The 23,576-nt window shown below is 32.7% G+C and carries 23 protein-coding genes and 5 tRNA genes; 5 read left to right on the top strand and 23 right to left on the bottom strand.

Translation table 11 applies throughout. The features are described 5' to 3' along the window. Nucleotides 1-49 precede the first annotated feature (49 nt). The 19 genes from rpoB to A5893_RS00720 all read right to left on the bottom strand — a co-directional run bounded on the left by rpoB (nt 50) and on the right by A5893_RS00720 (nt 13,607). On the bottom strand, nt 50-3,850 hold the full coding sequence (rpoB, locus tag A5893_RS00810; RefSeq protein WP_068820638.1) for a DNA-directed RNA polymerase subunit beta: 3,801 nt from the start codon (nt 3,848-3,850) through the stop codon (nt 50-52). Between the two features lie 148 nt (nt 3,851-3,998). Then, nucleotides 3,999-4,376: a 50S ribosomal protein L7/L12 gene (gene rplL / locus A5893_RS00805; RefSeq protein WP_068820637.1), complete on the bottom strand. Its 378-nt coding sequence runs from the start codon at nt 4,374-4,376 to the stop codon at nt 3,999-4,001. Between the two features lie 57 nt (nt 4,377-4,433). Further along, the gene (rplJ, locus tag A5893_RS00800; RefSeq protein WP_068820636.1) at nt 4,434-4,958 is read right to left on the bottom strand and encodes a 50S ribosomal protein L10; all 525 of its coding nucleotides are present in this window, start codon (nt 4,956-4,958) and stop codon (nt 4,434-4,436) included. Between the two features lie 4 nt (nt 4,959-4,962). Beyond that, complete coding sequence (gene rplA / locus A5893_RS00795; protein ID WP_068820635.1) at nt 4,963-5,661, bottom strand: 50S ribosomal protein L1; 699 nt, start codon at nt 5,659-5,661, stop codon at nt 4,963-4,965. Nucleotides 5,662-5,684: 23 nt separating this feature from the next. Then, a complete protein-coding gene (gene rplK, locus A5893_RS00790) occupies nt 5,685-6,128 on the bottom strand; it encodes a 50S ribosomal protein L11 (protein ID WP_068820634.1) in 444 nt (147 codons plus the stop codon). 138 nt (nt 6,129-6,266) lie between these two features. Beyond that, entirely contained in the window at nt 6,267-6,809 is a 543-nt protein-coding gene (gene nusG / locus A5893_RS00785) for a transcription termination/antitermination protein NusG (protein WP_068820633.1), read from the bottom strand. Between the two features lie 10 nt (nt 6,810-6,819). Continuing rightward, nucleotides 6,820-7,014 carry a preprotein translocase subunit SecE gene (secE, locus tag A5893_RS00780; RefSeq protein WP_068820632.1) on the bottom strand — a complete coding sequence of 65 codons (195 nt, stop codon included), beginning with the start codon at nt 7,012-7,014 and terminating at the stop codon, nt 6,820-6,822. A gap of 17 nt (nt 7,015-7,031) precedes the next feature. Continuing rightward, nucleotides 7,032-7,102, bottom strand: a tRNA-Trp gene (locus tag A5893_RS00775). Between the two features lie 103 nt (nt 7,103-7,205). Further along, a complete protein-coding gene (gene tuf / locus A5893_RS00770; protein WP_068820631.1) occupies nt 7,206-8,393 on the bottom strand; it encodes an elongation factor Tu in 1,188 nt (395 codons plus the stop codon). A gap of 57 nt (nt 8,394-8,450) precedes the next feature. Beyond that, a tRNA-Thr gene (locus A5893_RS00765) sits at nt 8,451-8,522 on the bottom strand. Between the two features lie 108 nt (nt 8,523-8,630). After that, a tRNA-Gly gene (locus A5893_RS00760) sits at nt 8,631-8,703 on the bottom strand. An 81-nt stretch (nt 8,704-8,784) separates the two neighbouring features. Continuing rightward, nucleotides 8,785-8,865 (bottom strand) — tRNA-Tyr (locus tag A5893_RS00755). Nucleotides 8,866-8,956: 91 nt separating this feature from the next. Next, nucleotides 8,957-9,029 (bottom strand) — tRNA-Thr (locus A5893_RS00750). Nucleotides 9,030-9,193: 164 nt separating this feature from the next. After that, a complete protein-coding gene (hpf, locus tag A5893_RS00745) occupies nt 9,194-9,535 on the bottom strand; it encodes a ribosome hibernation-promoting factor, HPF/YfiA family (protein WP_068820630.1) in 342 nt (113 codons plus the stop codon). A 15-nt stretch (nt 9,536-9,550) separates the two neighbouring features. Then, a complete protein-coding gene (locus A5893_RS00740) occupies nt 9,551-10,429 on the bottom strand; it encodes a tyrosine-type recombinase/integrase (protein ID WP_068820629.1) in 879 nt (292 codons plus the stop codon). A 73-nt stretch (nt 10,430-10,502) separates the two neighbouring features. Continuing rightward, entirely contained in the window at nt 10,503-10,691 is a 189-nt protein-coding gene (rpsU, locus tag A5893_RS00735) for a 30S ribosomal protein S21 (protein ID WP_068820628.1), read from the bottom strand. Nucleotides 10,692-10,879: 188 nt separating this feature from the next. Further along, nucleotides 10,880-12,046 (bottom strand): acyl-CoA dehydrogenase family protein, encoded by a 1,167-nt coding sequence (locus tag A5893_RS00730; RefSeq protein ID WP_068820627.1) that lies wholly within the window; start codon nt 12,044-12,046, stop codon nt 10,880-10,882. A gap of 125 nt (nt 12,047-12,171) precedes the next feature. Next, nucleotides 12,172-12,702 carry an adenine phosphoribosyltransferase gene (locus A5893_RS00725; protein ID WP_068820626.1) on the bottom strand — a complete coding sequence of 177 codons (531 nt, stop codon included), beginning with the start codon at nt 12,700-12,702 and terminating at the stop codon, nt 12,172-12,174. After that, the gene (locus A5893_RS00720) at nt 12,702-13,607 is read right to left on the bottom strand and encodes a helix-hairpin-helix domain-containing protein (protein ID WP_082911262.1); all 906 of its coding nucleotides are present in this window, start codon (nt 13,605-13,607) and stop codon (nt 12,702-12,704) included. Before A5893_RS00720 ends, A5893_RS00725 begins: the two co-directional genes overlap by 1 nt. Nucleotides 13,608-13,748: 141 nt before the next feature. On the opposite strand from A5893_RS00720, the gene A5893_RS00715 reads away from it, so the two are divergent. Genes A5893_RS00715 through A5893_RS00695 form a run of 5 tightly spaced genes read left to right on the top strand, consistent with a single transcriptional unit; the run spans nt 13,749 to nt 17,511 of the window. Next, nucleotides 13,749-15,503 (top strand): lysophospholipid acyltransferase family protein, encoded by a 1,755-nt coding sequence (locus A5893_RS00715; RefSeq protein ID WP_068820624.1) that lies wholly within the window; start codon nt 13,749-13,751, stop codon nt 15,501-15,503. Nucleotides 15,504-15,558: 55 nt separating this feature from the next. Then, a complete protein-coding gene (locus A5893_RS00710) occupies nt 15,559-16,077 on the top strand; it encodes a gluconokinase (protein ID WP_068820623.1) in 519 nt (172 codons plus the stop codon). A gap of 58 nt (nt 16,078-16,135) precedes the next feature. Next, on the top strand, nt 16,136-16,408 hold the full coding sequence (locus A5893_RS00705) for a hypothetical protein (RefSeq protein ID WP_068820622.1): 273 nt from the start codon (nt 16,136-16,138) through the stop codon (nt 16,406-16,408). Beyond that, nucleotides 16,409-16,891 (top strand): RNA polymerase sigma factor, encoded by a 483-nt coding sequence (locus A5893_RS00700; protein WP_068820621.1) that lies wholly within the window; start codon nt 16,409-16,411, stop codon nt 16,889-16,891. Continuing rightward, on the top strand, nt 16,891-17,511 hold the full coding sequence (locus tag A5893_RS00695) for a hypothetical protein (protein WP_068820620.1): 621 nt from the start codon (nt 16,891-16,893) through the stop codon (nt 17,509-17,511). Before A5893_RS00700 ends, A5893_RS00695 begins: the two co-directional genes overlap by 1 nt. Before the next feature lie 371 nt (nt 17,512-17,882). Here the strand turns inward: A5893_RS00695 and A5893_RS00690 are convergent, their stop codons facing one another. The 4 genes from A5893_RS00690 to A5893_RS00675 all read right to left on the bottom strand — a co-directional run bounded on the left by A5893_RS00690 (nt 17,883) and on the right by A5893_RS00675 (nt 23,531). Then, a complete protein-coding gene (locus tag A5893_RS00690; protein WP_068820619.1) occupies nt 17,883-18,755 on the bottom strand; it encodes a hypothetical protein in 873 nt (290 codons plus the stop codon). Nucleotides 18,756-18,761: 6 nt separating this feature from the next. After that, on the bottom strand, nt 18,762-19,052 hold the full coding sequence (locus A5893_RS00685) for a hypothetical protein (protein ID WP_068820618.1): 291 nt from the start codon (nt 19,050-19,052) through the stop codon (nt 18,762-18,764). Between the two features lie 185 nt (nt 19,053-19,237). Next, on the bottom strand, nt 19,238-20,596 hold the full coding sequence (locus A5893_RS00680; RefSeq protein WP_068820617.1) for a hypothetical protein: 1,359 nt from the start codon (nt 20,594-20,596) through the stop codon (nt 19,238-19,240). A gap of 85 nt (nt 20,597-20,681) precedes the next feature. Continuing rightward, entirely contained in the window at nt 20,682-23,531 is a 2,850-nt protein-coding gene (locus A5893_RS00675) for a TonB-dependent receptor (protein ID WP_232456781.1), read from the bottom strand. Nucleotides 23,532-23,576 lie beyond the last annotated feature (45 nt).

Below are 23,576 nucleotides of genomic sequence, written 5' to 3'. Positions count from 1 at the left end.
AGTTGTAAGTGATAAGTAAAACCTATAACCTACAACTTATAACTTAAAACTAGTCTAATGTAATATCTAATCCTAATCCTCTTAGTTCATGAACCAATACGTTGAATGATTCCGGAACACCTGGAGTTGGTAAGTTTTCGCCTTTTACGATAGCTTCGTAAGTTTTAGCTCTACCTACAACATCATCAGATTTAACAGTTAAGATTTCTTGTAAGATGTTTGATGCACCAAATGCTTCTAATGCCCAAACCTCCATCTCACCAAAACGCTGACCACCGAATTGTGCTTTACCACCTAATGGCTGTTGAGTAATTAATGAGTACGGTCCGATAGAACGAGCATGCATTTTATCATCAACCATGTGACCTAATTTCAGCATATAAATAATACCTACAGTAGTATGTTGATCAAAACGCTCACCTGTTAATCCGTTGTATAAATATGTTCTTCCAGATTCTGGTACACCAGCTTGTTTCACATATGCTTCAACCTCATCATGAGATGCACCATCAAAAATCGGAGTTGCAAATTTTAACCCTAATTCTTTACCGGCCCAACCTAAAACAGTTTCGTAAATCTGTCCTAAGTTCATACGAGACGGCACACCTAATGGGTTAAGAACAATATCAACTGGAGTTCCATCTGATAAGAAAGGCATATCTTCGTCTCTTACGATACGAGCAACAATACCTTTATTTCCATGACGCCCAGCCATTTTATCACCAACTTTTAATTTACGTTTTTTAGCAACATAAACTTTAGCCATTTGAACAATACCTGATGGTAATTCATCACCAACACTTATCGCAAACTTATCTCTTCTGTATGCTCCTAATTCTTCATTAGTTTTGATACCGAAATTGTGTAACAAGATTTTAATCAAATCATTTTTATCATCATCAGTAGTCCATTTTGTTGGGTTGATGTGATTATAATCTAATTCCATTAATATCTTCTGGGTGAATTTTACACCTTTAGCAATTAATAGTTCTTTGTACACATTATAAACACCTTGAGATGTTTTACCGTTAACAATCGTAAACATTTTATCAACTAAACTTTCTCTAAGCTCTCTTACAGCTTTTTCATGTTTAGCATCTAATTTTTCAATTAACGCTTTCTCTTCTGCTTTAGAAGTTTTCTTAGCTCTGGAGAATAGTTTTGTATCGATAACAACACCTTTAATGGATGGTGGAGTTTTCAATGAAGCATCTTTAACGTCTCCCGCTTTATCACCAAAAATTGCTCTTAGTAATTTTTCTTCTGGAGATGGATCTGATTCTCCTTTTGGAGTAATCTTACCAATTAAGATATCACCTTCTTGAACATCTGCACCAACACGGATAATTCCATGCTCATCCAAATCTTTAGTAGCTTCCTCAGAAACGTTAGGAATATCTGGTGTTAATTCTTCTTCTCCTCTTTTTGTATCTCTAACTTCTAATTCAAATTCTTCAATATGAAGTGAAGTGAAAATATCTTGAGAAACTACTCTTTCTGAGATTACAATCGCATCCTCAAAGTTGTATCCTTGCCATGGCATGAATGCTACTTTTAAGTTGATACCTAATGCTAATTCTCCATCTTGCGTGGCATAACCTTCACAAAGAACTTGTCCTTTTTCAACTTTTTGACCTTTCTTAACGATAGGTTTTAAATTGATACAAGTACTTTGGTTAGTTTTCTTAAACTTAATTAAGTTATAACTCCTTGACTCGCCATCAAACGAAACTAATCTGTCATCATCATTTCTTTCGTATTTGATAGTAATTTTATTAGCATCAACATACTCAACAACACCGTTTCCTTCTGCATTGATTAATGTTCTAGAATCTCGAGCAACTCTTCCTTCTAATCCAGTTCCAACAATTGGAGCTTGTGGACGTAACAAAGGAACAGCCTGACGTTGCATGTTAGAACCCATTAAGGCTCTATTCGCATCATCATGTTCTAAGAAAGGAATTAAAGAAGCTGCAATTGAAGTAATTTGGTTTGGAGCAATATCAATATAATCTAACTTTTCAGGATCGATTACAGGGAAGTCACCTTCATATCTTGCTTTAACTTTGTCATCTTCAAAAACACCCTTATCGCTATATTGAGCATTTGCTTGTGCAATGGTCATTCCGTCTTCATCCTCAGCAGATAAATAAGTAACCGGCTGATCTACTACTACCACACCATCATTTACTTTACGGTAAGGAGTTTCGATAAAACCTAAGTTATTAATCTTCGCATGAACACAAAGAGAAGAAATTAAACCAATATTTGGTCCCTCTGGAGTTTCAATAGTACACAACCTACCGTAGTGAGTATAGTGAACATCTCGAACCTCAAAACCAGCTCTTTCTCTTGATAAACCACCTGGACCTAAAGCTGACAAACGACGTTTGTGTGTAATCTCTGCTAATGGATTTGTTTGATCCATGAATTGAGATAACTGATTAGTTCCGAAGAAAGAATTAATTACAGAAGATAAAGTACGGGCATTAATTAAATCTGTTGGTGTAAATACCTCGTTGTCACGAATATTCATACGTTCACGGATCGTTCTAGCCATACGAGCTAAACCAACACCAAACTGAGCGTACAATTGCTCGCCTACAGTTCTTACCCTTCTGTTTGACAAGTGATCAATATCATCAACATCTTCTTTTGAGTTAATTAACTTGATCAAATATTTAACAATCGCAATAATGTCTAACTTAGTTAAAACCTTAGTTTCAACAGGAGTATCCATTTTTAATTTACGATTGATTCTATAACGACCTACATCTCCTAAATCATAACGTTTATCTGAAAAGAATAAACGATCTATGATACCACGAGCAGTTTCCTCATCAGGTGGTTCGGCGTTACGTAATTGTCTATATATATGTTCTACCGCTTCTTTTGCAGAATTGGAAGTATCTTTTTGCAACGTATTGTAAATGATAGTATAATCACCAGTGTTGCCATCTTCTTTAGAAAGGATTAAGGATTTTACTCCCGCATCAACAATCATATCAATATGATCATCTTCTAAAATGGTTTCACGCTCAAGTATAATTTCATTACGAGGGATAGAAACAACTTCTCCTGTATCCTCATCAACAAAATCTTCTACCCAAGTTTTTAAAACTCTGGCGGCTAGTTTACGACCAATATATTTTTTTAATCCTGATTTGCTAACCTTAACTTCATCAGCTAGGTCAAATAACTCAAGAATATCTTTATCAGAATCATAACCAATTGCTCTTAACAATGTAGTTACTGGGAACTTTTTCTTACGATCGATATAAGCGTACATCACGTTATTAACGTCAGTTGCAAATTCTATCCATGAACCTTTAAAAGGAATTACACGAGCAGAATAAAGCTTACTACCGTTTGTATGACGACTTACGCCGAAGAATACACCTGGTGATCTGTGTAACTGAGAAACAATAACACGCTCTGCACCATTGATAACGAAAGTACCTTTGGGAGTCATATAAGGAATAGTTCCTAAATAAACATCCTGTACGATAGTTTCAAAATCCTCATGCTCCTCATCATTACATGATAAGCGAAGTTTTGCTTTTAAAGGTACACTGTAAGTTAAACCACGCTCAATACATTCTTGGATGTCATAGCGAGGTGGATCGATAAAGTAATCCAGAAATTCGAGAACAAAAATGTTTCTTGAATCAGAAATCGGGAAGTTTTCAGCAAAAACCTGAAATAAACCTTCTGTATGACGGTTATCTGAAGTTGTTTCTAGCTGAAAGAATTCCTTGAACGATTGGATTTGTACATCCAGAAAATCAGGATAATCTAACACATGCTTACTTTGAGCAAAGTTAATCCTTTGATTGCTTTTGTTTGCCAAGGGTCTTAAATTTTAGTTAAACCGAAAATTCGATTAAAAAACTGAATCTATATTCAGTATTGCATTGGTGATATACACCAAAAGCCGTAAACTCCTTTCGCATTTTAGCGAAGGAGTTTATGGCTATTTTTTTATTGAGGGTAATAAATTACTTAATCTCAACAACAGCTCCAGCTTCTTCAAGCTGTTTCTTTAAAGCTTCTGCTTCGTCTTTAGTAACACCAGCTTTTAATTCTTTTGGTGCACCATCAACTAAATCTTTAGCTTCTTTTAGTCCAAGACCAGTTAGGTCTTTTACTAATTTTACTACTGCTAGTTTAGAACCACCAGCTTCTTTTAAGATTACGTCAAAAGATGTTTTTTCTTCTGGAGCAGCAACTTCGCCACCAGCAGCAGGACCAGCAACAGCAGCTGCAGCAGCAGCTGGTTCGATACCATACTCATCTTTTAAGATTTGAGCTAACTCATTAACTTCTTTAACAGTTAAGTTTACTAATTGTTCAGCAAACGATTTTAAATCCGCCATTATATTTATTTTTAAATTTTTTACAAATAATTTACTATCAAACTTAAGGTGTTTGAATTAACCTTCTCTTTCTTGTAAAGTTTTGACAATACCTGCCAATTTGTTTCCGCCAGACTGCAATGCTGAAATAACATTTTTAGCTGGAGATTGTAATAATCCAATGATTTCGCCAATAAGTTCTTCTCTTGATTTAAGATTTACTAACGCTTCTAATTGGTTATCGCCTATAAACACAGCTGAATCTACATAAGCTGCTTTTAAAACTGGTTTTTCTTCTTTTCCTTTTCTCAACTCTTTAATCAGCTTAGCCGGAGCGTTAGCATTAGTTGAAAACATAATTGAAGATGAACCTTTAAGAATTTCAAATAAAGGAGACACATCGCCATCTAATTGCTCTAAAGCTTTTTTGATAAGCGTGTTTTTTACAACTTGCATCCCTATTTCTTTCTCAAAACATTTACGGCGAATATTATTGATTTTTGCAACCGTTAAGCTAGAAGTATCGGTAATATAAAAATTACCATATTCTTTCATCTTCTCGGTTAAAGCAGAAACAACTTCTTGTTTTTCTTCTTTTCTCATAATATTAAATTCCCGCTACTGATTTAGTTTCAATATTTATTCCTGGAGACATAGTAGAAGAGATATTGATACTCTTAAAATATGTTCCTTTTGCAGCTGATGGTTTCAATCTAGAAATAGTCTGAAGAACCTCCAAAGCATTTTCATAAATCTTATCAGATGGGAAAGATACTTTACCTATTGAGCAATGAATGATACCTGTTTTATCAACTTTAAAGTCGATTTTACCACCCTTTACGTCAGTTACTGCTTGTCCCACATTCATGGTTACAGTTCCTGATTTAGGATTAGGCATCAAATTACGAGGACCTAAGATACGACCTAATTTACCCACTTTAGCCATACAGCTAGGTGTAGTAACGATAATGTCGACATCTGTCCAGCCACCCTCAATCTTAGCTATATACTCGTCCAAACCTACGAAATCAGCTCCTGCTGCTTTTGCTTCTTCTTCCTTATCAGGAGTTACTAGAGCTAAAACACGAACTGTTTTACCGGTACCATGTGGCAAAGTTGCAATACCACGAACCATTTGATTGGCTTTACGTGGATCCACTCCTAAACGAACATCAATATCTACTGATGAATCAAATTTAGTGGTGGTAATGTCTTTTACCAAGGCAGCTGCATCTTTTAAAGAATAAGCTTTACCGTCTTCAAGTTTGGAAAGTGCCGTCTTTTGATTTTTTGTTAATCTTGCCACTTGTCTTTTACTTAATGTGTTAATTAATTTGTCCAGGGTGCGTCACCTGTAACGTTTATTCCCATACTGCGGGCTGTGCCTGCAACCATCTTCATTGCTGATTCTACTGTGAATGCATTCAAATCCGACATTTTATCCTTAGCGATAGTTTCTACCTGTTCCCAAGAAATCTTGGCAACTTTTTTTCGGTTAGATTCTGCTGATCCACTTTTGATGTTTGCAGATTCCATTAACTGGATTGCAACCGGTGGATTTTTGATGATAAATTCGAAAGATTTGTCTGCGTAAACAGTAATTACAACAGGAAGTACTTTGCCTGCTTTCTCCTGGGTACGAGCGTTAAACTGCTTACAAAATTCCATGATGTTCACACCTTTTGCTCCTAATGCAGGACCAACTGGTGGTGATGGATTTGCCGCCCCCCCTTTGATTTGTAATTTGATTAACGCACTGACTTCTTTTGCCATTTTTTATTTATTTATTTCTCAACGTTAATAATGTGGAAGCATTTGTAACATTTAAGATCTTTAATGATAATCAAGATTAAAGACACAAGAATAAGACTATTAATCTTGCTACTTGCTACCAAATTCTTGCTACTCTATTTATTCTTTTTCTACTTGCATGTAATTAAGCTCTAATGGAGTTCTACGTCCAAAAATCTTAACCATAACTTTTAATTTTTTCTTCTCTTCGTTAACTTCCTCAATTACTCCCGAGAAACCATTGAAAGGACCATCCATAACTTTGATGTTTTCACCAACATAGAAAGGGACATTCATCATCTCTCCTTGTTCGGCCATTTCATCAACTTTACCTAAAATTCTATTTACCTCAGCTGGTCTTAGTGGAACTGCGTTACCGCTTTTATCACCTAAAAAACCAATTACACTGTTAATAGATTTTATAATCTGTTCTAATTCTGCATTTAAGGCTGTTTCAATTAAAACATATCCCGGGTAAAAATTTCTTTCTTTAGCAATCTTTTTTCCGTCTTTCATTTGGTAGTATTTTTCCATAGGTATTAAAACCTGAGGAACCAAATGGGTTAGGCCTAAACGACTTATTTCTGCATCAATATATTGCTTAACCTTTTTTTCTTTCCCACTTACTGCTCTTACAACATACCATTTCAACTGATCGCTCATTGTTTATATATTACGCAAATGATTTGTACATTAACTTTAATAAGTTTCCGGCAGATTCGTCCATTGCTAAAATGATCAAAGCAATGATCAAAGAAGCAACTAAAGTAATTACTGCACTATTCTGAAGCTCGCTCCAAGTTGGCCAAGTAACCTTTTCGGTTAACTCTATATAAGACTCTTTAATATATTCTGCAATACCAGCCATTCTTATTATTTCGTTAGCACGGGAACAAGGATTCGAACCCTGATCAAAGGTTTTGGAGACCTCTATTCTACCGTTGAACTATTCCCGTTTATAAATCCTTTCAGATTTCAATCTTGTATTTAGATAAAAAGTACTTAGGAAGTATTTCCTAAGTACTTTTCATTATCAAGACACCCGAAGGATTCTTGTATTTATTTTACAATTTCAGTTACCTGACCAGCACCTACAGTTCTACCACCTTCACGGATAGCGAAACGTAAACCTTTTTCCATTGCAATTGCGTTAATCAATTGAACATTGATTGTAACATTATCACCTGGCATAACCATTTCAACACCTTCTTGTAAAGTGATTTCACCAGTTACATCTGTAGTTCTGAAATAGAATTGTGGACGGTATTTGTTAAAGAATGGAGTATGACGTCCACCTTCAGCTTTAGATAAAACGTAAACTTCAGCTTTGAAATCAGTATGAGGAGTTACAGAACCTGGTTTACAGATTACCATACCACGACGGATGTCCGTTTTCTCAATACCACGTAACAATAAACCTACGTTATCACCAGCTTCACCTCTATCCAAAATCTTACGGAACATCTCAACACCTGTAACTACAGATTTTAAATTTTCAGCACCCATACCTAAGATGTCAACACCTTCTCCAGAGTTTATAATTCCTCTTTCAATACGACCTGTAGCAACTGTACCACGACCTGTAATAGAGAAAACATCTTCAACTGGCATTAAGAAAGGAAGTTCAGTTAAACGTGGAGGAATTGGAATATAGCTATCTACAGCATCCATTAATTCCATAATTTTTCCAACCCATTTTTCGTCACCATTCAATCCACCTAATGCAGAACCTTGGATAACTGGAATATCGTCACCTGGAAAATCATAGAATGATAATAATTCACGGATTTCCATTTCAACTAATTCTAATAATTCTGGATCATCAACCATATCCACTTTGTTCATGAATACAACTAATGAAGGAACACCTACCTGACGAGCCAATAAGATGTGCTCACGAGTTTGTGGCATTGGTCCATCTGTAGAAGCAACAACAATAATAGCACCATCCATTTGAGCAGCACCAGTAACCATGTTCTTCACATAATCCGCGTGACCTGGACAGTCAACGTGAGCATAGTGACGGTTAGCAGTTGAATACTCAACGTGAGCCGTGTTAATAGTGATACCTCTTTCTTTTTCTTCTGGAGCAGAGTCAATAGAAGCAAATGAACGAGCTTCTGAGAAACCAGCGTCAGCTAAAACTTTAGTGATAGCTGCAGTTAATGTAGTTTTACCGTGGTCAACGTGACCGATTGTACCGATATTAAGGTGTGGTTTACTACGGTCAAATTTTTCTTTTGCCATGATTTTATACTTATTACTAGGTTAATTTTTATTTATATTACAATTAATGCCCTTCAGAGCCAAAGATGGGACTTGAACCCACGACCTCTTCCTTACCAAGGAAGTGCTCTACCGCTGAGCTACTTCGGCTTATTTTTAGTTTATCAAATTCAATAGTAAAATAGCTCATTAGTAAACTAAGAACTATAATAAAGAACATTTTAAACTATAAATTTGCTCTTTTAAGGAGCTCAAATGAGCGAAAGACGAGGTTCGAACTCGCGACCTATAGCTTGGAAGGCTATCGCTCTACCAACTGAGCTACTTTCGCAATTTAATGTTGATTAATTTAATATTAGAATGACAGAATAAATTCAATCATAATAAATCAAGTTTTCACTCATTATTTTTGTGGGGGGAGAAGGATTCGAACCTTCGAAACCGAAGTAACGGATTTACAGTCCGTCCCATTTGACCGCTCTGGAATCCCCCCATTAGTTTAAATATTGAATATTTTAATGAATGAATTATTAAATATTAAAATAACATTTTATCATTCATTTATTCATTCAATGAATAAACAGAGCCTCCTATCGGGATCGAACCAATGACCTACTGATTACAAGTCAGTTGCTCTACCAGCTGAGCTAAGGAGGCTTTTTTATTAAATTAAAGAACAATTTCTTTATTCCCTTTTAGCTCTTTTGCCTAAGGGACTGCAAAACTACGAAAATTAATACTCGAACAAAATTTATTTCAAAAAAAAATCAATGAATTTTTAGGTCATTGATTTAATTGTATTAGTAATCAACAAAATGGGTTTAAACTGCAATTTGTTGCTTTGGTAACTCTTTATGCTTACTCTCATGGGAGCGAATTTTATCTTTGTGCTTTGTAATTTGCTTTCTTAAACATTCAATGCATAAATCTGTTGCCTCTTCAAAAGATTTGCATTCTTCTTTTGCAAACAAAGTAATACCAGGAATCATCAATTTTATTTCAGTGGTTTTATTAGTTTCCTCAGAAATGTTATCTAACTTAAGATAAACTTCTCCAGAAATGATCTGATCATAAAATTGATCTAACTTGTTAACTTTTTTTTGAATGAATGCCAATAATTTTTGATCGGCACTAAAGTGGATTGCTTGAATTCCAATTTTCATTTTTCCTCCTTTTTTTTAAGCTTTTGGATGAGCTTGTTTGTAAATTGATTTTAATCTTTCTATTGAGTTATGGGTATAAACCTGCGTGGCTGCAAGATTTGAATGCCCGAGTAAATCCTTTATTGCATTAATATCAGCTCCTTTATTAAGGAGCGCTGTAGCAAAAGAATGCCTTAATACATGAGGACTTCTTTTATCTTGAGTTGAAATGTAAGATAGATATTTTTGTACTAATCTGTAGATAAATTTTGGATATGCTTCAGAACCACCATCCGTAATAATTAGTAATTTGATTTCATTTGAGACATTTATTGATGCCCTAGAAATTAAATATTGATCTAATAGATTTCCCAAAGCAACAGGAATAGGAATAATTCTTTCTTTATTTCTTTTACCTAAAACCTTAATGGTATTTTCTTTTGGATAATAATCATTTATTTTAAGGCCTAGGAGTTCACTTAGTCTTATACCAGTTCCAAAGAATAATTCTATTACTAATTTATCTCTTAAACCAGCAAAGGAATCTTCAAAAAAATTGGTGTCCAAAAGTTGGATTAATTTTAATTCCGGTATAAATGTTGGCAATTTTTTAGCAACTTTTGGCGCTTTAATTTTTAAAACTGGATTCTCTTCTATTAAATTTTCTTTGAGCAAAAACTTATATAATGACCTTATGGTAGATATTTTTCTATTTATAGAACGTGGATCTATTTCGCTATCCATTAAACTTACCATCCAGGCTCTAATAGCATGATGATTTGAGTTTAAAATATCAGTTTCTAGTGAAGTTAAGAATTGAGAATATTGTTGCAAATCATTTTGATAAGCAATTAAGGTATGCTTGGAATACCTTTTTTCATTTTGTAGGTAATTAAAAAAATGCTCTAAAAACATAAAACTATCTGCACATTCACTAAAAGTGAATATACAAATAGTTTATATATTGAAAGAAAATAATCTAAAAAGATTATGCTTCTTTGTTCATTCCTTCTACGTAAACTGCATGTTTTACTTCCATTCTTCTAGCTACAGATTTTTTCTCATAAGCTTGACGACTACGAAGTTCTCTTAATACACCAGTTTTCTCGAATTTCTTTTTAAAGCGTTTTAATGCTCTGTCAATTGATTCGCCATCTTTTACATTGATAATGATCATTTGTTAAATACCACCTTTCTATCCCTTTTAAAATTCTGTTGGGGCTGCAAAGATAAATAAATAATGTAACAAGTGAATAAATATAAAGTATTTATTGATTTTTATAGCTTAACTCGTTTTCAGTAAACATAATCTTTAAAGAAAATTACTCCAATAATTATTAATGTTTATCATAAATTTCAAAATAATTATTTTAAAATTTCCCTGGCAATTACAACTTTCTGAATCTCGCTGGTCCCTTCGCCAATTGTACATAGCTTACTATCTCTGTAAAATTTTTCTACAGGGAAATCTTTGGTATAACCATAACCACCAAAAATTTGAATAGCTTCAGTAGCTGCCTTTACGCAAACCTCAGATGCAAAATATTTAGCCATTGCAGATTGCTTAGTCATTTTTACACCTCTATTTTTCATATCGGCAGCTTGGTAAATTAATAATTCTGACGCCTCAATTTCGGTAGCTAAATCTGCTAGTTTAAAAGCAATAGCTTGAAAACTAGATATGGGTTGTCCAAATTGATGACGCTCTTTTGAGTAAGCCAAAGCTGCTTCGTAAGCTCCTTTCGCAATTCCTAAAGATAAGGCTGCAATAGAAATACGACCTCCATCTAATATTTTCATTGCTTGTTTAAAGCCATCACCTACATTCCCTAAAAGATTTTCTTTAGGCACTTTTACATGATCAAAAATAAGTTCTGTTGTTTCTGATGCTCTCATTCCCAACTTATTCTCTTTCTTTCCGGCAGAAAAGCCAGGCGTTCCTTTTTCAATTACTATTGCTGATATTCCTTTAGAATCACCTTTTTCTCCAGTACGAACCATAATTACTGCTATATCACCAGATTTACCATGAGTAATCCAGTTTTTAGAGCCGTTAACAATGTAATGATCACCTTCTAAAACTGCGGTTGTATTCATTCCTAAAGCATCCGAGCCAGTATTTGCCTCTGTTAATCCCCAAGCGCCAATCCATTGTGCTGTAGCTAATTTTGGCAACCATTTTCTTTTTTGTTCTTCGTTTCCAAAAGTCATGATATGGCCAGTACATAAAGAATTGTGTGCTGCAACTGATAAACCTATTGAACCGCAAACTTTAGCAATTTCTTCAATTACCTTAACGTATTCAAAATATCCAAAACCAGAGCCTCCATATTCTTCTGGCACCAAAACGCCCATTAAGCCTAATTCTCCTAATTTTTTAAAAAGCTCTACGGGAAAAATTTGTGCCTCATCCCACTCCATTACATGGGGTTTGATATGTTTTTGAGCAAAGTCTTTTACCATTTGTGCAATCATGGTTTGACTTTCTGATTGTGTAAAATTATAGCCTAATTCAGCTTGATTATCGTTCATATAATAATTGGTTAACCCTCAAAATACTTATTATTTAAACAAATAGTTTGTATCAATTTTATATACGAATTAAAGCCAAAACGGTTTTTAGTCTAAATATTTAGCAAGCACTATTTAAACACAAATTATTGATAGTTAGCAAGTGAGAAATTATTTTCAGAAAATTTTCTCAATTTTTCTTTCCCGTTTAAAAAATCGAGGCTTATTAGAAAAGAATATCCAGCAATCTCACCTTTCATTTTTTGAATAAGTAAGGATGTAGCTTCAACTGTTCCTCCTGTCGCTAGTAAATCATCATGAATTAAAATTTTAGAGTTTGGCTCAAAAGCATCTTCATGAATTTCTATAATTGCCGACCCATATTCTAAATCATAGCTTTGTTGAATAGTTTTAAAAGGTAATTTCCCTGATTTCCTTATCGGAATAAAAGGCTTATTTAATTTATTAGCTAGCATTAATCCAAACAAAAAACCTCTGCTTTCTATACCTGCAATCGCATCAAATTCTAAATCTTTTATTTGTAAAACAAATTCATCAACAATGTCGCTACAAAGTTTTTGATCTTTTAATATGGGAGTAATATCCTTAAAGATAATTCCTGGCTTTGGAAAATCTTTTATATCTCTAATTACATTTTTAATTTGGTTCTCTAACATTAAAATTTTAGATATGGCAATAGTTTTTGAATTGTTTCGGAATTTAAGATTGCTATTTTACTTAAATCAGTTGGATTTTTATAATTTCCATGTTGCTTTCTATAAGCAATAATTGCATTAGACTGTTTGTAACCTAAGTACGGAAAAGTTTTCAATTGTTCAAAAGTACAATCATTTATACTTATGAAGACTATTTTTGTGTTATCAACTTTTATCTGATTTTTTATTTGTTCAAATTTTAAAGAATCAATTCCATAAACTTCTTTTAATTGATTGATATGATTAAAGCCTCCCAACCTATTTTTGTACTTTATAATGCGAGATGCAAAAGATGGTCCTATCCCACTGATTGTTGTTAAAGTTGCTGAATCGGCAGAATTAATTTCTACTGTAATATTTTCTCTAGCTTTTTTTGGGTAAGTAGGATTTGTAGATGTAAAATCTAATTTATTTTGAACTTCGGCTGCAGGAATCTGAATGTAAGGTTCTAATTCCTTAAACTTTTGAGCAGAAATAACAAACATCTTTTTAACATCAATTTTGCTTCTAAATTTCCCGCCTTTTGCCTCATAACTTTTTATACTACTTGCTTGTTTTTCTGACAAACCAAGTTTCATCCAGTTTTGAACAGATAAATTATTAGGGTTAAAATCAAAAAGTTGAGTTTCAGGTTTTGATATATCAGAATTTTCCTCATCATCATAAAAATGATTTTTATCTTTAAAACCATCTATTTCTTTAATTTGAGGTTCCAAATTTTGAACAGTAATTTTTAAAGGCTGATAATTAAATTTTTGCCATACATAAGGAGAAATCATTATAATTGCCAGGATAATAATAAATATTATCAAACCCCGCATCTCACCAGGAGTGAACTCAAAAAGACCTTTAATTTTTTTATTCACAGATAGCTATATTTTTTTCTAATGTATTAACAATACTATAAATTAACTAGTTATAGGTTAAGAAATATTATTTAACATAATTTGATAATCATCTGCTATTTTTACAACTATATTAAACCAATTTAATCTTAAATATTTTAAATGAAGATTATAACATCAGAAGAGTTTGCTAAAGCTACCAAGCTAAATAAATTAAGGATGCCTGGACTTGCGTCTTTGTTGATGGAAATTATGAAAATAAATGACATCAACGATACTTTTGAAGCTGCTGAGAATTTTGAAGGTATTGATTTTGTTGATGAAATATTAAGGTTAGTTGGTGTTAAGGTAGAAATCAGCGAAAGCGATTTGAAGAATATCCCATTAGATGGTGCTTTTACCGCCATTGCAAATCATCCTTATGGAGGTATCGAAGGCTTGATTTTAATTAAGGTTTTATGCACCGTTAGGCCTGATGCAAAAGTAATGGCCAACTTTATTCTAAAGAAAATTCCCAATCTTAGCGACTTTTTTGTAGCTGTAAATCCATTTGAAAACATTGAACACTCATCCAGCATTAGTGGCATAAAAACCACGTTAAGTTTATTAAAAACCGGAACACCTATAGGTATTTTCCCAGCTGGCGAAGTTTCTACATATAAATTAGGTCAGCAACAAATTACCGATAAATTATGGCATCCGGTAGTTGGTAAGTTAATTGGAAAAGCAAAAGTACCGGTATTACCCATTTATTTTCATGGAAATAACGGACTGTTATTCAACTTATTAGCACTTATACATCCAACTTTAAGAACCGCTAAATTACCGTCAGAATTATTCAATAAAAAAGGGCATACCATACATGTAAGAATTGGAAAGGCAATCGCTTTTACTGATATTCCAGACAATACTAACAACACAAATATGCTGGCCTATTTAAGAGCAAAAACTTATGCTTTAGGCGCTGGTTTGGAAAATGAGAGAAAAATTTTTAATCCCAGAAATATATTTAAAATAAATAAGCAACCAGAAGATTTAATTAAACCTATCTCACAAGATTTAATTGAAAACGAGGTAAAAAGCCTGAGAGAAAATTATTTGGTATGGACCGAAAAAAATTACGAAGTTTTTATAACCCCAACCATCCATATTACAAATATCATTAAAGAAATAGGAAGGTTAAGGGAAATAACCTTTAGAGAAGTTGGTGAAGGCACCAATAAATCATCAGATTTAGATGCCTATGATATTTATTACCATCACCTTTTTATTTGGGATTTAGAGGCAAAAATGATTGTTGGCGCTTACCGTATTGGTAAAGGGGACGAGATATTTTACAGCTATGGCAAAAAGGGTTTTTATATTTATGAGCTTTTTAAAATAAAACATCAATTTTTTCCTGTTTTAAGACAAAGCCTGGAGTTAGGCAGATCATGGATTAGAAAAGAATACCAACAGCGTCCGTTACCGTTATTTTTATTGTGGAAAGGGATTTTAAAATACCTGATTGATAATCCAAAATATAAATATTTAATTGGCCCGGTTTCAATTAGCAATGTTTTTAGTAAATTTTCTAAGTCTTTAATCGTAAATTTTATCTATCGTAATCATTTTGATGCTGAAATGGCTCAAATGGTAAAACCGCGTAAACAGTTTAAAGTAGATTTTTCTAAAATAGATGCCGATATATTGACTGCAGGCAGCAGTTCTTTAAAAAATTTAGATAGCCTTATCGGCGAGATTGAAACATCGCATATTAAAGTTCCTGTTTTATTAAGGCAGTATATCGCATTAAATGCAAAAATTATCTGCTTTAATATAGATCCAAAATTTTCTGATTGTTTAGATGGATTTTTAGTCTTAGACTTAGAAAGTGTACCTGCAGATATGTTAGAGAAATTGGGGAAAAATCTTTAATTGGATAGTTAGGTGGTTAGTTTGTTAGGTGGTTGGTTTTTCTGAATATTTATAGATGATAAAAGATCATTATTATTTGATTGTATGTGGTGTTGCTGGAAGCGGGAAAACTTCTATTGGTAAAATATTGGCAGAGAAACTGGGTATAGATTTTATAGAAGGTGATGAATTTCATTCGCAAGCAAATATTAATAAAATGCAAAACGGCATCGCCCTTAATGATGCTGACCGTTTGCCTTGGTTAAATATTCTCAAAAGAAAAATCTCAGACAAAATTAACGAGCAACAGGGTTTTATAATAAGCTGTTCTGCCCTGAAGGCTTCCTACCGTGATATTTTAAGAACAGCAGGAGAAGTTAGATTTCTTTTTTTAAAAGCTGATGAAAATGAAATTGCTGGAAGACTAAAAAATAGAGATGGGCATTTTATGCCTAGTTCTTTATTGCACAGTCAGATAGAAGCATTAGAAATCCCATTAACTAAAGAAAAAGATATTTTAATCATTGACGCTTCTAAATCTAAAGAGGATATTATTAAGCATATTATAACTGAATTTAATATCGAGAAAAAATAGTTTAAAGATTTTGTAATAAATTTTAATATTTAGTTACTTATTATCAAAACTATTTTAAATGAAAACAAACACTCATTCTTCGGAAAAGGAAAATGCAAAAGGTTTAAACATTAATAAGCCCGCTTATGCAATTATGATTTCTTTTGGTGTGATATATCTTATTTTTAAAGAATGGTCAATGGCATCAGTAATGATCTCATTAGCATTGGTATTTGATCCTTTCGATGTCAGTATTAAATGGACAAAAAGACCCCTTTGGCAAAGAGCTTGGTTAATATTACACCTTTTAATTGGCCTAAGTTTATTAACTTATTCCATTATCGCTAAATAATTGGAAGAAAGCATTTTTATAAAGCAAATTAATGATTGTAAAGGTTTAATCTTAAAATTGATTGGCCTATATGCCTATTCAATTAATGACAGGAATGATCTTTATCAGGAAATACTTTTGAATGCATGGAAAGGCATTAATAGTTTTAAAGGGAATTCTAAATTTAGCACATGGCTTTATAAAGTTGCTTTAAACACCATTTTAACCTATAATAGAAACTATAAAAAACCAATTTCCTACCACAGCGCAATGGAAGACTTGATTATACCTGTAGCACCGCAATCAGAAACTAGGGAAGATGTGCAGCGTTTACACCAAGCCATAAGAAAATTAGATGAGACAGATAGAGTAATCGTTACACTTCATTTAGAAGGATATGAAAATCCTGAAATATCTGACATTCTTGGAATTAGTGCTAATTATGTAGGTGTTAAACTTTTTCGGATTAAAAATCAGTTACAAACATTTTTAACTCAGCTTTAATGGATTTACAAAAAATTTGGAACGATTCTGAAGCTTCTACAGAAAAATTACCCGAGATTAATCATATTGCTCAAATAAAAAGTAATGGGCTTAAAAACCCTTTAAAGAGAGCAAAAAAAACAATACTTACAAACCTCATCTGGACAATTATTATTGGGCTTATCTATATTCCTATTATTTACTATTACCGTTTTTGGCAAATTCAATTATTTATTGGCATAACCCTTATTTTTAATATTTGGGCCGGCTACACCGCTTTTATACTTTATAAAAGTATAGATTCAAATGTTAGTGCCAATAATTTATTAAGCGAATTAAAAAGGGTTGTAAATACGCTAAATAAATGGATGAACATCCAATGTAAGGTTGCGTTATTTATTTATCCCTTTAGTGCTACTGGAGGCTACTTTTTGGGAGGAGTGATAGGTTCTGGTAAAACTGTTGAAGAGTTATTAACCAAACCAATAATTATTTATGCACTAATAGTTTGTATTGTGGTTCTCACTCCAGCTAGTTATTATTTAGCCAAATGGATGTTTAAATGTTCTTTTGGAAAGGTAATTACGCAAATAAATGTATTAATAGCCGAACTTACACAAGTAGAAAAAGGAAATGTTTGATACCATTTTTTTAACTATTGTTTATCCTAAATTTTAAATGATTAATTAGGTCATTACACAAAAAAAATGTTTGGGCGTATCGTCCGGTTTTCTACTCGCCTAGAAAAAAAAGCGTTGTTGTGGGGTGCCGCTTCAACCGCTAATGCGATTAAAAAATATTTTTAACATATATTATTATTACACAAACATCAACCATCTAATTGTTTATTATAAAGATTTTTGTTTCCTAATGCTTTTAACTCATAATATTTTATTAGAAATTCTGAATTTCTATTCAATAAAAAAGGGGACAATCATTTAAGATTATCCCTTTAAAAAGTTGTTAATTTAGGTTATTTGAAAAGTTGATGTAAAAAAATTATAAATGATATTTAGTGGTTTACAGCAGTAAAGTAAAATGTAAAATCACTTGAAAGAATTGAACCAGTAGATCTGGACTTAGCTCTAACTTTAACTACTGAATCATACTCATCTAAATAATCATTTGCTTCGACTGTAACTTTTTTTTCTCCATTCATAACAACTGTTTTATCAGTACCATATGGATAAACTAAGAATTGCTTTTCAGTTACAGGATAATTAGAAAAATCAGAAACAACCCATTCCCAAAAAACATCATCATCAGAAATGTTAGAATTGTTTTTTGTGAAGCTCACTTCATAAGCAAACTTCCAAACACCATTTTCCATATGCCCTCTTGGATTATATGAAACACCGTATGCGTGAGCTAATCCACAATCAGTTCCAAATAGTATAGTTTCCACTTTATTTACAGCATTTATTGTTATAGGCGGAATTAATGGTGGCGCTGGTGGAATTATATAATTATATTTTGTACTACCATTAGTATATAATCCTTCAGTGTTAGAACCTAACTGTACCCCAAGATAAATTGGATTTCCATCTAATAAATTTTTTTGCAAATCTACTTCGTAAGTTTTAGTAATAATTGTAACATTAGGAGGAAAATCACTTGCACTTACGGTTGTTTGATTAGTTAGATCAATTTTTACACCACTTTGATTAAATGTAACTAACCGAGTCTTGACGGTACCAGACCCATTATTTTTGGCAAAAGAAAGATCATATTTTATAGTTGTAGATGGTGTAGAATTATTGATAAGAATTTTACCATTTTGAAGATATTCACTTTTAACCTGCCAAGCATAAGCGTTTACTTGAGCTTTCGATTGACTTATTGCATAAAAATTAAAAATTAAAAAAATTATTATTATGTTTTTCATAGCTTATTATTTAATTTGTTGATTGTAAGAAAGTCGTAGATAATATAAATTTATTTGAGCTATTTCTTTGTAATAAAATTGCTCATCATTTGGATTATAAGAAAGTTCTTTCTTATCAATAAGTGTAATAGAAGATAAATAGGATAATAGCTTATCTATTTCTACACTATTTTTAACGACCTCGGTATTTGAAGATGTTTTTAAAAGATTTTCTGTATCCTTTTTACAACCGAAAGTTATTAGAATTACGCCACACATTAGTGTGATAAATTGGATTTTTTTGCTTTTTAAATTCATAGTTCTTTATTTTATTTAAACAATAGTAGCAATGTGAATTTAAGTTATTATTAACACCATATTATTTTATTGCTGATGTAAGAACATTTTTAGTTATGTGGTTTTATTAAAAATTAAATAATTATTGAGCATAAAAAAAGCCTCACCAAATTGGTAAGGCTTTCAATTAAATACTTATATTAAAACTAGTAAATCGCATTTTGTGGGTCAAAATTAGCCCAAACTGATGTCCAATTGTTTGTATCCATTGCACCTCTATAAGTTACTGTTTCAAATCCAGTTAAACCTGTGAAACTTGCTCCAGTTTTAGCTGGTGAATTAGAAGTTAGAGTTAAATTAGGATTTATCATTGTAGCGCTTGTTATACCAGCAGCAGCTAAACTCGCTAACTTAGTATTGTTATTTGCAGCTAATAAAGCAAATGTTTCTAATGCTGCATCGGAAGTAAACGAAGTTCCAGCAGTGCTAACCTTAAATGCAGTTACCGCGTTAAAAACTAAGTTATTTTTAAATTCAGATTCACCCAAATTTAATCTATCACCAGCTTCAACTGTTGCTAATTCAAAACCTGCTTTAAGATGGTCTACAATAATTGAATTTCTTAAAATAAATCTTGTTCCTTTTCTAAAAATTACACCTGAGTTGTGTTTTGCATTAGCTGATGCGCCAGGTCCAATAAATGTAAAGTTAGATAGAACTGGTTTGTTTGCTGGGTTATCATTTACTGTTCCGCCGTTGTCACACTCTATTCCGTTAGAAGCACCACTAGCAGAAGCATCAAATACGTTAGGATCTTTTATAGATATTGCATATTGAATACGACCTACGTAACCAAATTCAAAATCAAAATCATCATCAGTACATCTGTATGCAATTAAATTTTTACAATTTACAGTTCCACCGAACCATTCAAAACCATCATCACCACCAAATGAAACTTGAACGTTTTCTATAACAGTACCAGAACCTACACCGGCCATGGTTAAACTGTTTATTTCTCTATCTTGTTGTATAGCTAATCCTGCATATTCTATTCTTACATAAGTAAGTATTCCTGAGTTATCAGCTGGATTAGGGGTTGTACCACCGCCATATAAGGCAACATCTGCACCTAGTATTCCACCTTCATATTGAGCAGTACCACCTGCTTGATTTATTGGAGCATTTCCGCAAAGAATCACACCTGACCAATCTCCAATTGCTCTCTGTCCAACTGGCTGGTTAGATGTGAAAACTATTGGTTTAGCTGCTGTTCCGTTAGCTATAAGTTTTCCTCCACGTTCAACTATCAGAGCTGCTTTTGAAGCTTTATCTCCTCTAACTACAGTGCCAGGCTCTACGGTTAAAGTAGCGCCACTCATTACCCTTACATAGCCATTTAAAACCCATACTCTATCAGCTGTTAATGTTTTATTAGCTGTTAAGTTACCAGTTATTGTTTCAGGTGCTATTGGCTCTGGAGTAGGAGCCGGATCATCTTTACAAGATGTAATTAAAACTGCAATACCAATAAAGGCAAAGAATAAGTTTTTTAGATTTTTCATTTTTTTCTTCAATTATTTTAATGCGAAAGTAAGTGATTAGTGTCTCCTTAACTTTAAGATTGTGTTAAATTATTATTAATACATATTAAAACTTATAACTAAAAGAAACATTAAAGTTGGTTCCAAACTTAATGGTAGATATAGTCTGGTCATCAACTTCTTTATACTTTTTATCTAAATTAACATCTTGATAAAGTATTCTCTTCTGATTAAGTACATCACCAATGTTCAATTTTATTTCAGTTTTATTATTAGAAAAGCGTTTGCTGATTTGAAGATCAATCACATCTCTTGGGTTTTCATAGATATCTGGATAATCAGGTTGAAATTCATTGTTAACAAATTGTCCAAATCCTACAATATTAATTCTTCTGCCAATTCTATTATAAAGAGCATTAAAATTCCATTTATCACCAACATATTGTAATCCTCCATTAATTAAGTAAGGGGATTGACCTTGCAAACTTCTGCTATCGTTATTATTAGGGAATTGAACTCTATCTAAGTTAACATCAGATTTAATAAGTGCAAAATTTGTATAAGCTGTTAGTTTATCTAACCATTTTGCTGATCCTAAAAGGCCAAGATTCTCTCTTGCTTCAATTTCTAAACCATATAACGTTGAAGAATTTGCATTTCTATAAGATAAAGTTTTACTGGCAGCTGTTGAGCCTGTATTAAAAATTTGCTCAATTGGATTGTTAAAATTCTTGTAAAATGTAGATATAGAAAATATTTGCCCAGTTGCTGGAAAAAATTCAAATCTTAAATCAAGGTTATCAATTTTGGTTCTTTTGAGATCAGGATTACCTATAATTACATTATTTGTTTCAAAATCAAAAAATGAAAACGGAGCTAATTCCCTAAACTCGGCTCTTGCTACAGTGTTGGAGTAACTTAATCTAATGTTTGTTTTCTCTGTTGCACTGTAAATTAAATTGGCAGAAGGCAAAATATCTAAATAACTGTTATTGACCTTAGGCGTAGCAGGATCTACTGATATTAGTTCTTCTTGGTAAGATTCCAATCTGGCTCCAAAGTTTGCCTTTAACTTCTTTGTGAGTTCGTTTGTAAACATGACATAACCTGCATTCAAAAATCCTGAAGCATCATAACTATCTCTATTATCTGTAATTTCATCAATAACAAAACCATCAGGATTAAGGTTTTGTGTAGAAAAAATTATGTCTTGAGGCAGTGTTAATAAAGCTTGTGCTGAATTACTTGGTCTTGGTATTATATATCCAAATTGTCTGGTATCAAAACTTCTTGTTCTGTAATTTGTCCAAGTTCCAATTTTAACGATTTGTTTAATCTTGTTAATTTCAAATGGAATGGAAAGATTTGTGGAAGCTCCGTAAATTAAATCTTGCAAATCTGAATAAAAACGACCTGCATTTTTAGGGCTACCTGAACCTACAGGAACTGCGGCTTCAAATTGATTTGCTGATCCTAATGGTTTGGTGTAAAAAATTCTTCTTAAATCTGGTTGGCTTCTGCTACTTGTGCTAAAAGAAGTATTCCAATCGAACTTGTAATTCTTCTTCCCAAAAACATGTTCTCCTTCTAATATAGAATTAAATAATGATTTAGGTACTAATTCAAATTGGGTGTTTTTTTGTTCAAAGTCTGGATCTTCAAATGAAGCGCCTGTTCTATCAGTAAATTTATCATCATAAGATCTATTGTAAAGATTTTTAAACCCAATTTTAGATTTATTATAGCTATAAGCAAAATTAGCCAATGCACCTAAATTGATACTGTTTATATATATTTTATCATTATAATCGAAAGTGAAATCATTAGATGAAGTCCCTGTTAATTCTGCATAATCAGCTCTTCTTTGCTCATTAAAATTCATACTATTACGGTAAGAAAGAGAGGTTACAAAACCGAATTTTTTATCTTTTTTTAATTTAAAAGAATTTCCATAGACTACCTGAAGATTTTGAGTAGGAATTGCAATGCCTTGGTTTTTCACTGCCCAAGTATTGTTTAAATCTTTTGATACATCTGCCTTTTGCTGAAGTGTTAAATTCACAAAAGCTCTTCTATCTACAGGAAAAGATGAAGGTAGTTTTCTTAAACCGTCATCAAATCCTAATAAATCTAATTTTCCTTTTTCTCCACCTTTAAAATCATTAAAAGTTGAAATGCTATTGAAGCCAATAGTATAATTTACATCAAAAACTTTTTGAACTGGAAAGTCTTTAGTTTTGATTTGAATTACTCCACCTGCAAAATCACCTGGCAAATCTGCTGATGCTGTTTTATTAATAACTATTTGATCAATAAGATTTGAAGGAATAACATCAAAGGAAAATGCTTTCCTATCTGGCTCAGAACTAGGCAAAGGGGCGTTATTCAACAATGTTGAATTATAACGATCACTCAATCCCCTAACTATAACGAACTTGTTATCTTGTATGCTAGTTCCACTCACTCTTTTTAGAACTTCTCCTGTGTTTCTATCGGGAGATCTTTTGATGCTTTCAGAAGAAATACCATCTGATACAATCACACTAGATTTTTGCTGTGCATATAAAGACCCCACAGTTGCTCTACTATAAGTAGCTGTAACAACAACCTCACCAAGAGCTTGGGTGGCAGCCTCTTCCATAATGATGTTTAAGGCAGTTACCTCACCATTTTTTACCTCAACACCAGTAATACTTTTGGTTTGGTAGCCAATGTATCTAAAAGTTACGTTATATTTTCCAGCGGTCAGATTAGAAATAACAAATCTGCCTTCTACATCTGTAGCGGCTCCTTTTGAGGTGCCGTCTATACCCACAGTTAATCCAATTAAGGTTTCGCCAGAAACTTTATCAGTTACTTTACCCGCAATTTTACCTGTTTGTGCGAAAACTGTTACAGAAATTAACATTAGCAGGACGCTAAGTTTTATAGATTTTAAAAAAAACGTTTGTTTCACTTTTGCTTGTTTTAGTTGTTGCAAAAGTATTAGCCTAATGTTACG

Origin of the sequence: Pedobacter psychrophilus (genome assembly GCF_001652725.1) — a bacterium.
GTDB classification, from domain to species: domain Bacteria; phylum Bacteroidota; class Bacteroidia; order Sphingobacteriales; family Sphingobacteriaceae; genus Pseudopedobacter; species Pseudopedobacter psychrophilus.
Note: the sequence above shows the minus strand (reverse complement) of the source record. Positions and strands in the feature narration are given on the sequence as shown.

Excerpts from the sequence above, each read along its gene's own strand:
- rplL (WP_068820637.1), bottom strand. The coding sequence starts at position 4,376 with ATGGCGGATTTAAAATCGTTTGCTGAACAATTAGTAAACTTAACTGTT.
- rplJ (WP_068820636.1), bottom strand. The coding sequence starts at position 4,958 with ATGAGAAAAGAAGAAAAACAAGAAGTTGTTTCTGCTTTAACCGAGAAG.
- rplK (WP_068820634.1), bottom strand. The coding sequence starts at position 6,128 with ATGGCAAAAGAAGTCAGTGCGTTAATCAAATTACAAATCAAAGGGGGG.
- nusG (WP_068820633.1), bottom strand. The coding sequence starts at position 6,809 with ATGAGCGATCAGTTGAAATGGTATGTTGTAAGAGCAGTAAGTGGGAAA.
- secE (WP_068820632.1), bottom strand. The coding sequence starts at position 7,014 with ATGGCTGGTATTGCAGAATATATTAAAGAGTCTTATATAGAGTTAACC.
- tuf (WP_068820631.1), bottom strand. The coding sequence starts at position 8,393 with ATGGCAAAAGAAAAATTTGACCGTAGTAAACCACACCTTAATATCGGT.
- hpf (WP_068820630.1), bottom strand. The coding sequence starts at position 9,535 with ATGAAAATTGGAATTCAAGCAATCCACTTTAGTGCCGATCAAAAATTA.
- A5893_RS00740 (WP_068820629.1), bottom strand. The coding sequence starts at position 10,429 with ATGTTTTTAGAGCATTTTTTTAATTACCTACAAAATGAAAAAAGGTAT.
- rpsU (WP_068820628.1), bottom strand. The coding sequence starts at position 10,691 with ATGATCATTATCAATGTAAAAGATGGCGAATCAATTGACAGAGCATTA.
- A5893_RS00730 (WP_068820627.1), bottom strand. The coding sequence starts at position 12,046 with ATGAACGATAATCAAGCTGAATTAGGCTATAATTTTACACAATCAGAA.
- A5893_RS00725 (WP_068820626.1), bottom strand. The coding sequence starts at position 12,702 with ATGTTAGAGAACCAAATTAAAAATGTAATTAGAGATATAAAAGATTTT.
- A5893_RS00715 (WP_068820624.1), top strand. The coding sequence starts at position 13,749 with ATGAAGATTATAACATCAGAAGAGTTTGCTAAAGCTACCAAGCTAAAT.
- A5893_RS00710 (WP_068820623.1), top strand. The coding sequence starts at position 15,559 with ATGATAAAAGATCATTATTATTTGATTGTATGTGGTGTTGCTGGAAGC.
- A5893_RS00705 (WP_068820622.1), top strand. The coding sequence starts at position 16,136 with ATGAAAACAAACACTCATTCTTCGGAAAAGGAAAATGCAAAAGGTTTA.
- A5893_RS00695 (WP_068820620.1), top strand. The coding sequence starts at position 16,891 with ATGGATTTACAAAAAATTTGGAACGATTCTGAAGCTTCTACAGAAAAA.
- A5893_RS00690 (WP_068820619.1), bottom strand. The coding sequence starts at position 18,755 with ATGAAAAACATAATAATAATTTTTTTAATTTTTAATTTTTATGCAATA.
- A5893_RS00685 (WP_068820618.1), bottom strand. The coding sequence starts at position 19,052 with ATGAATTTAAAAAGCAAAAAAATCCAATTTATCACACTAATGTGTGGC.
- A5893_RS00680 (WP_068820617.1), bottom strand. The coding sequence starts at position 20,596 with ATGAAAAATCTAAAAAACTTATTCTTTGCCTTTATTGGTATTGCAGTT.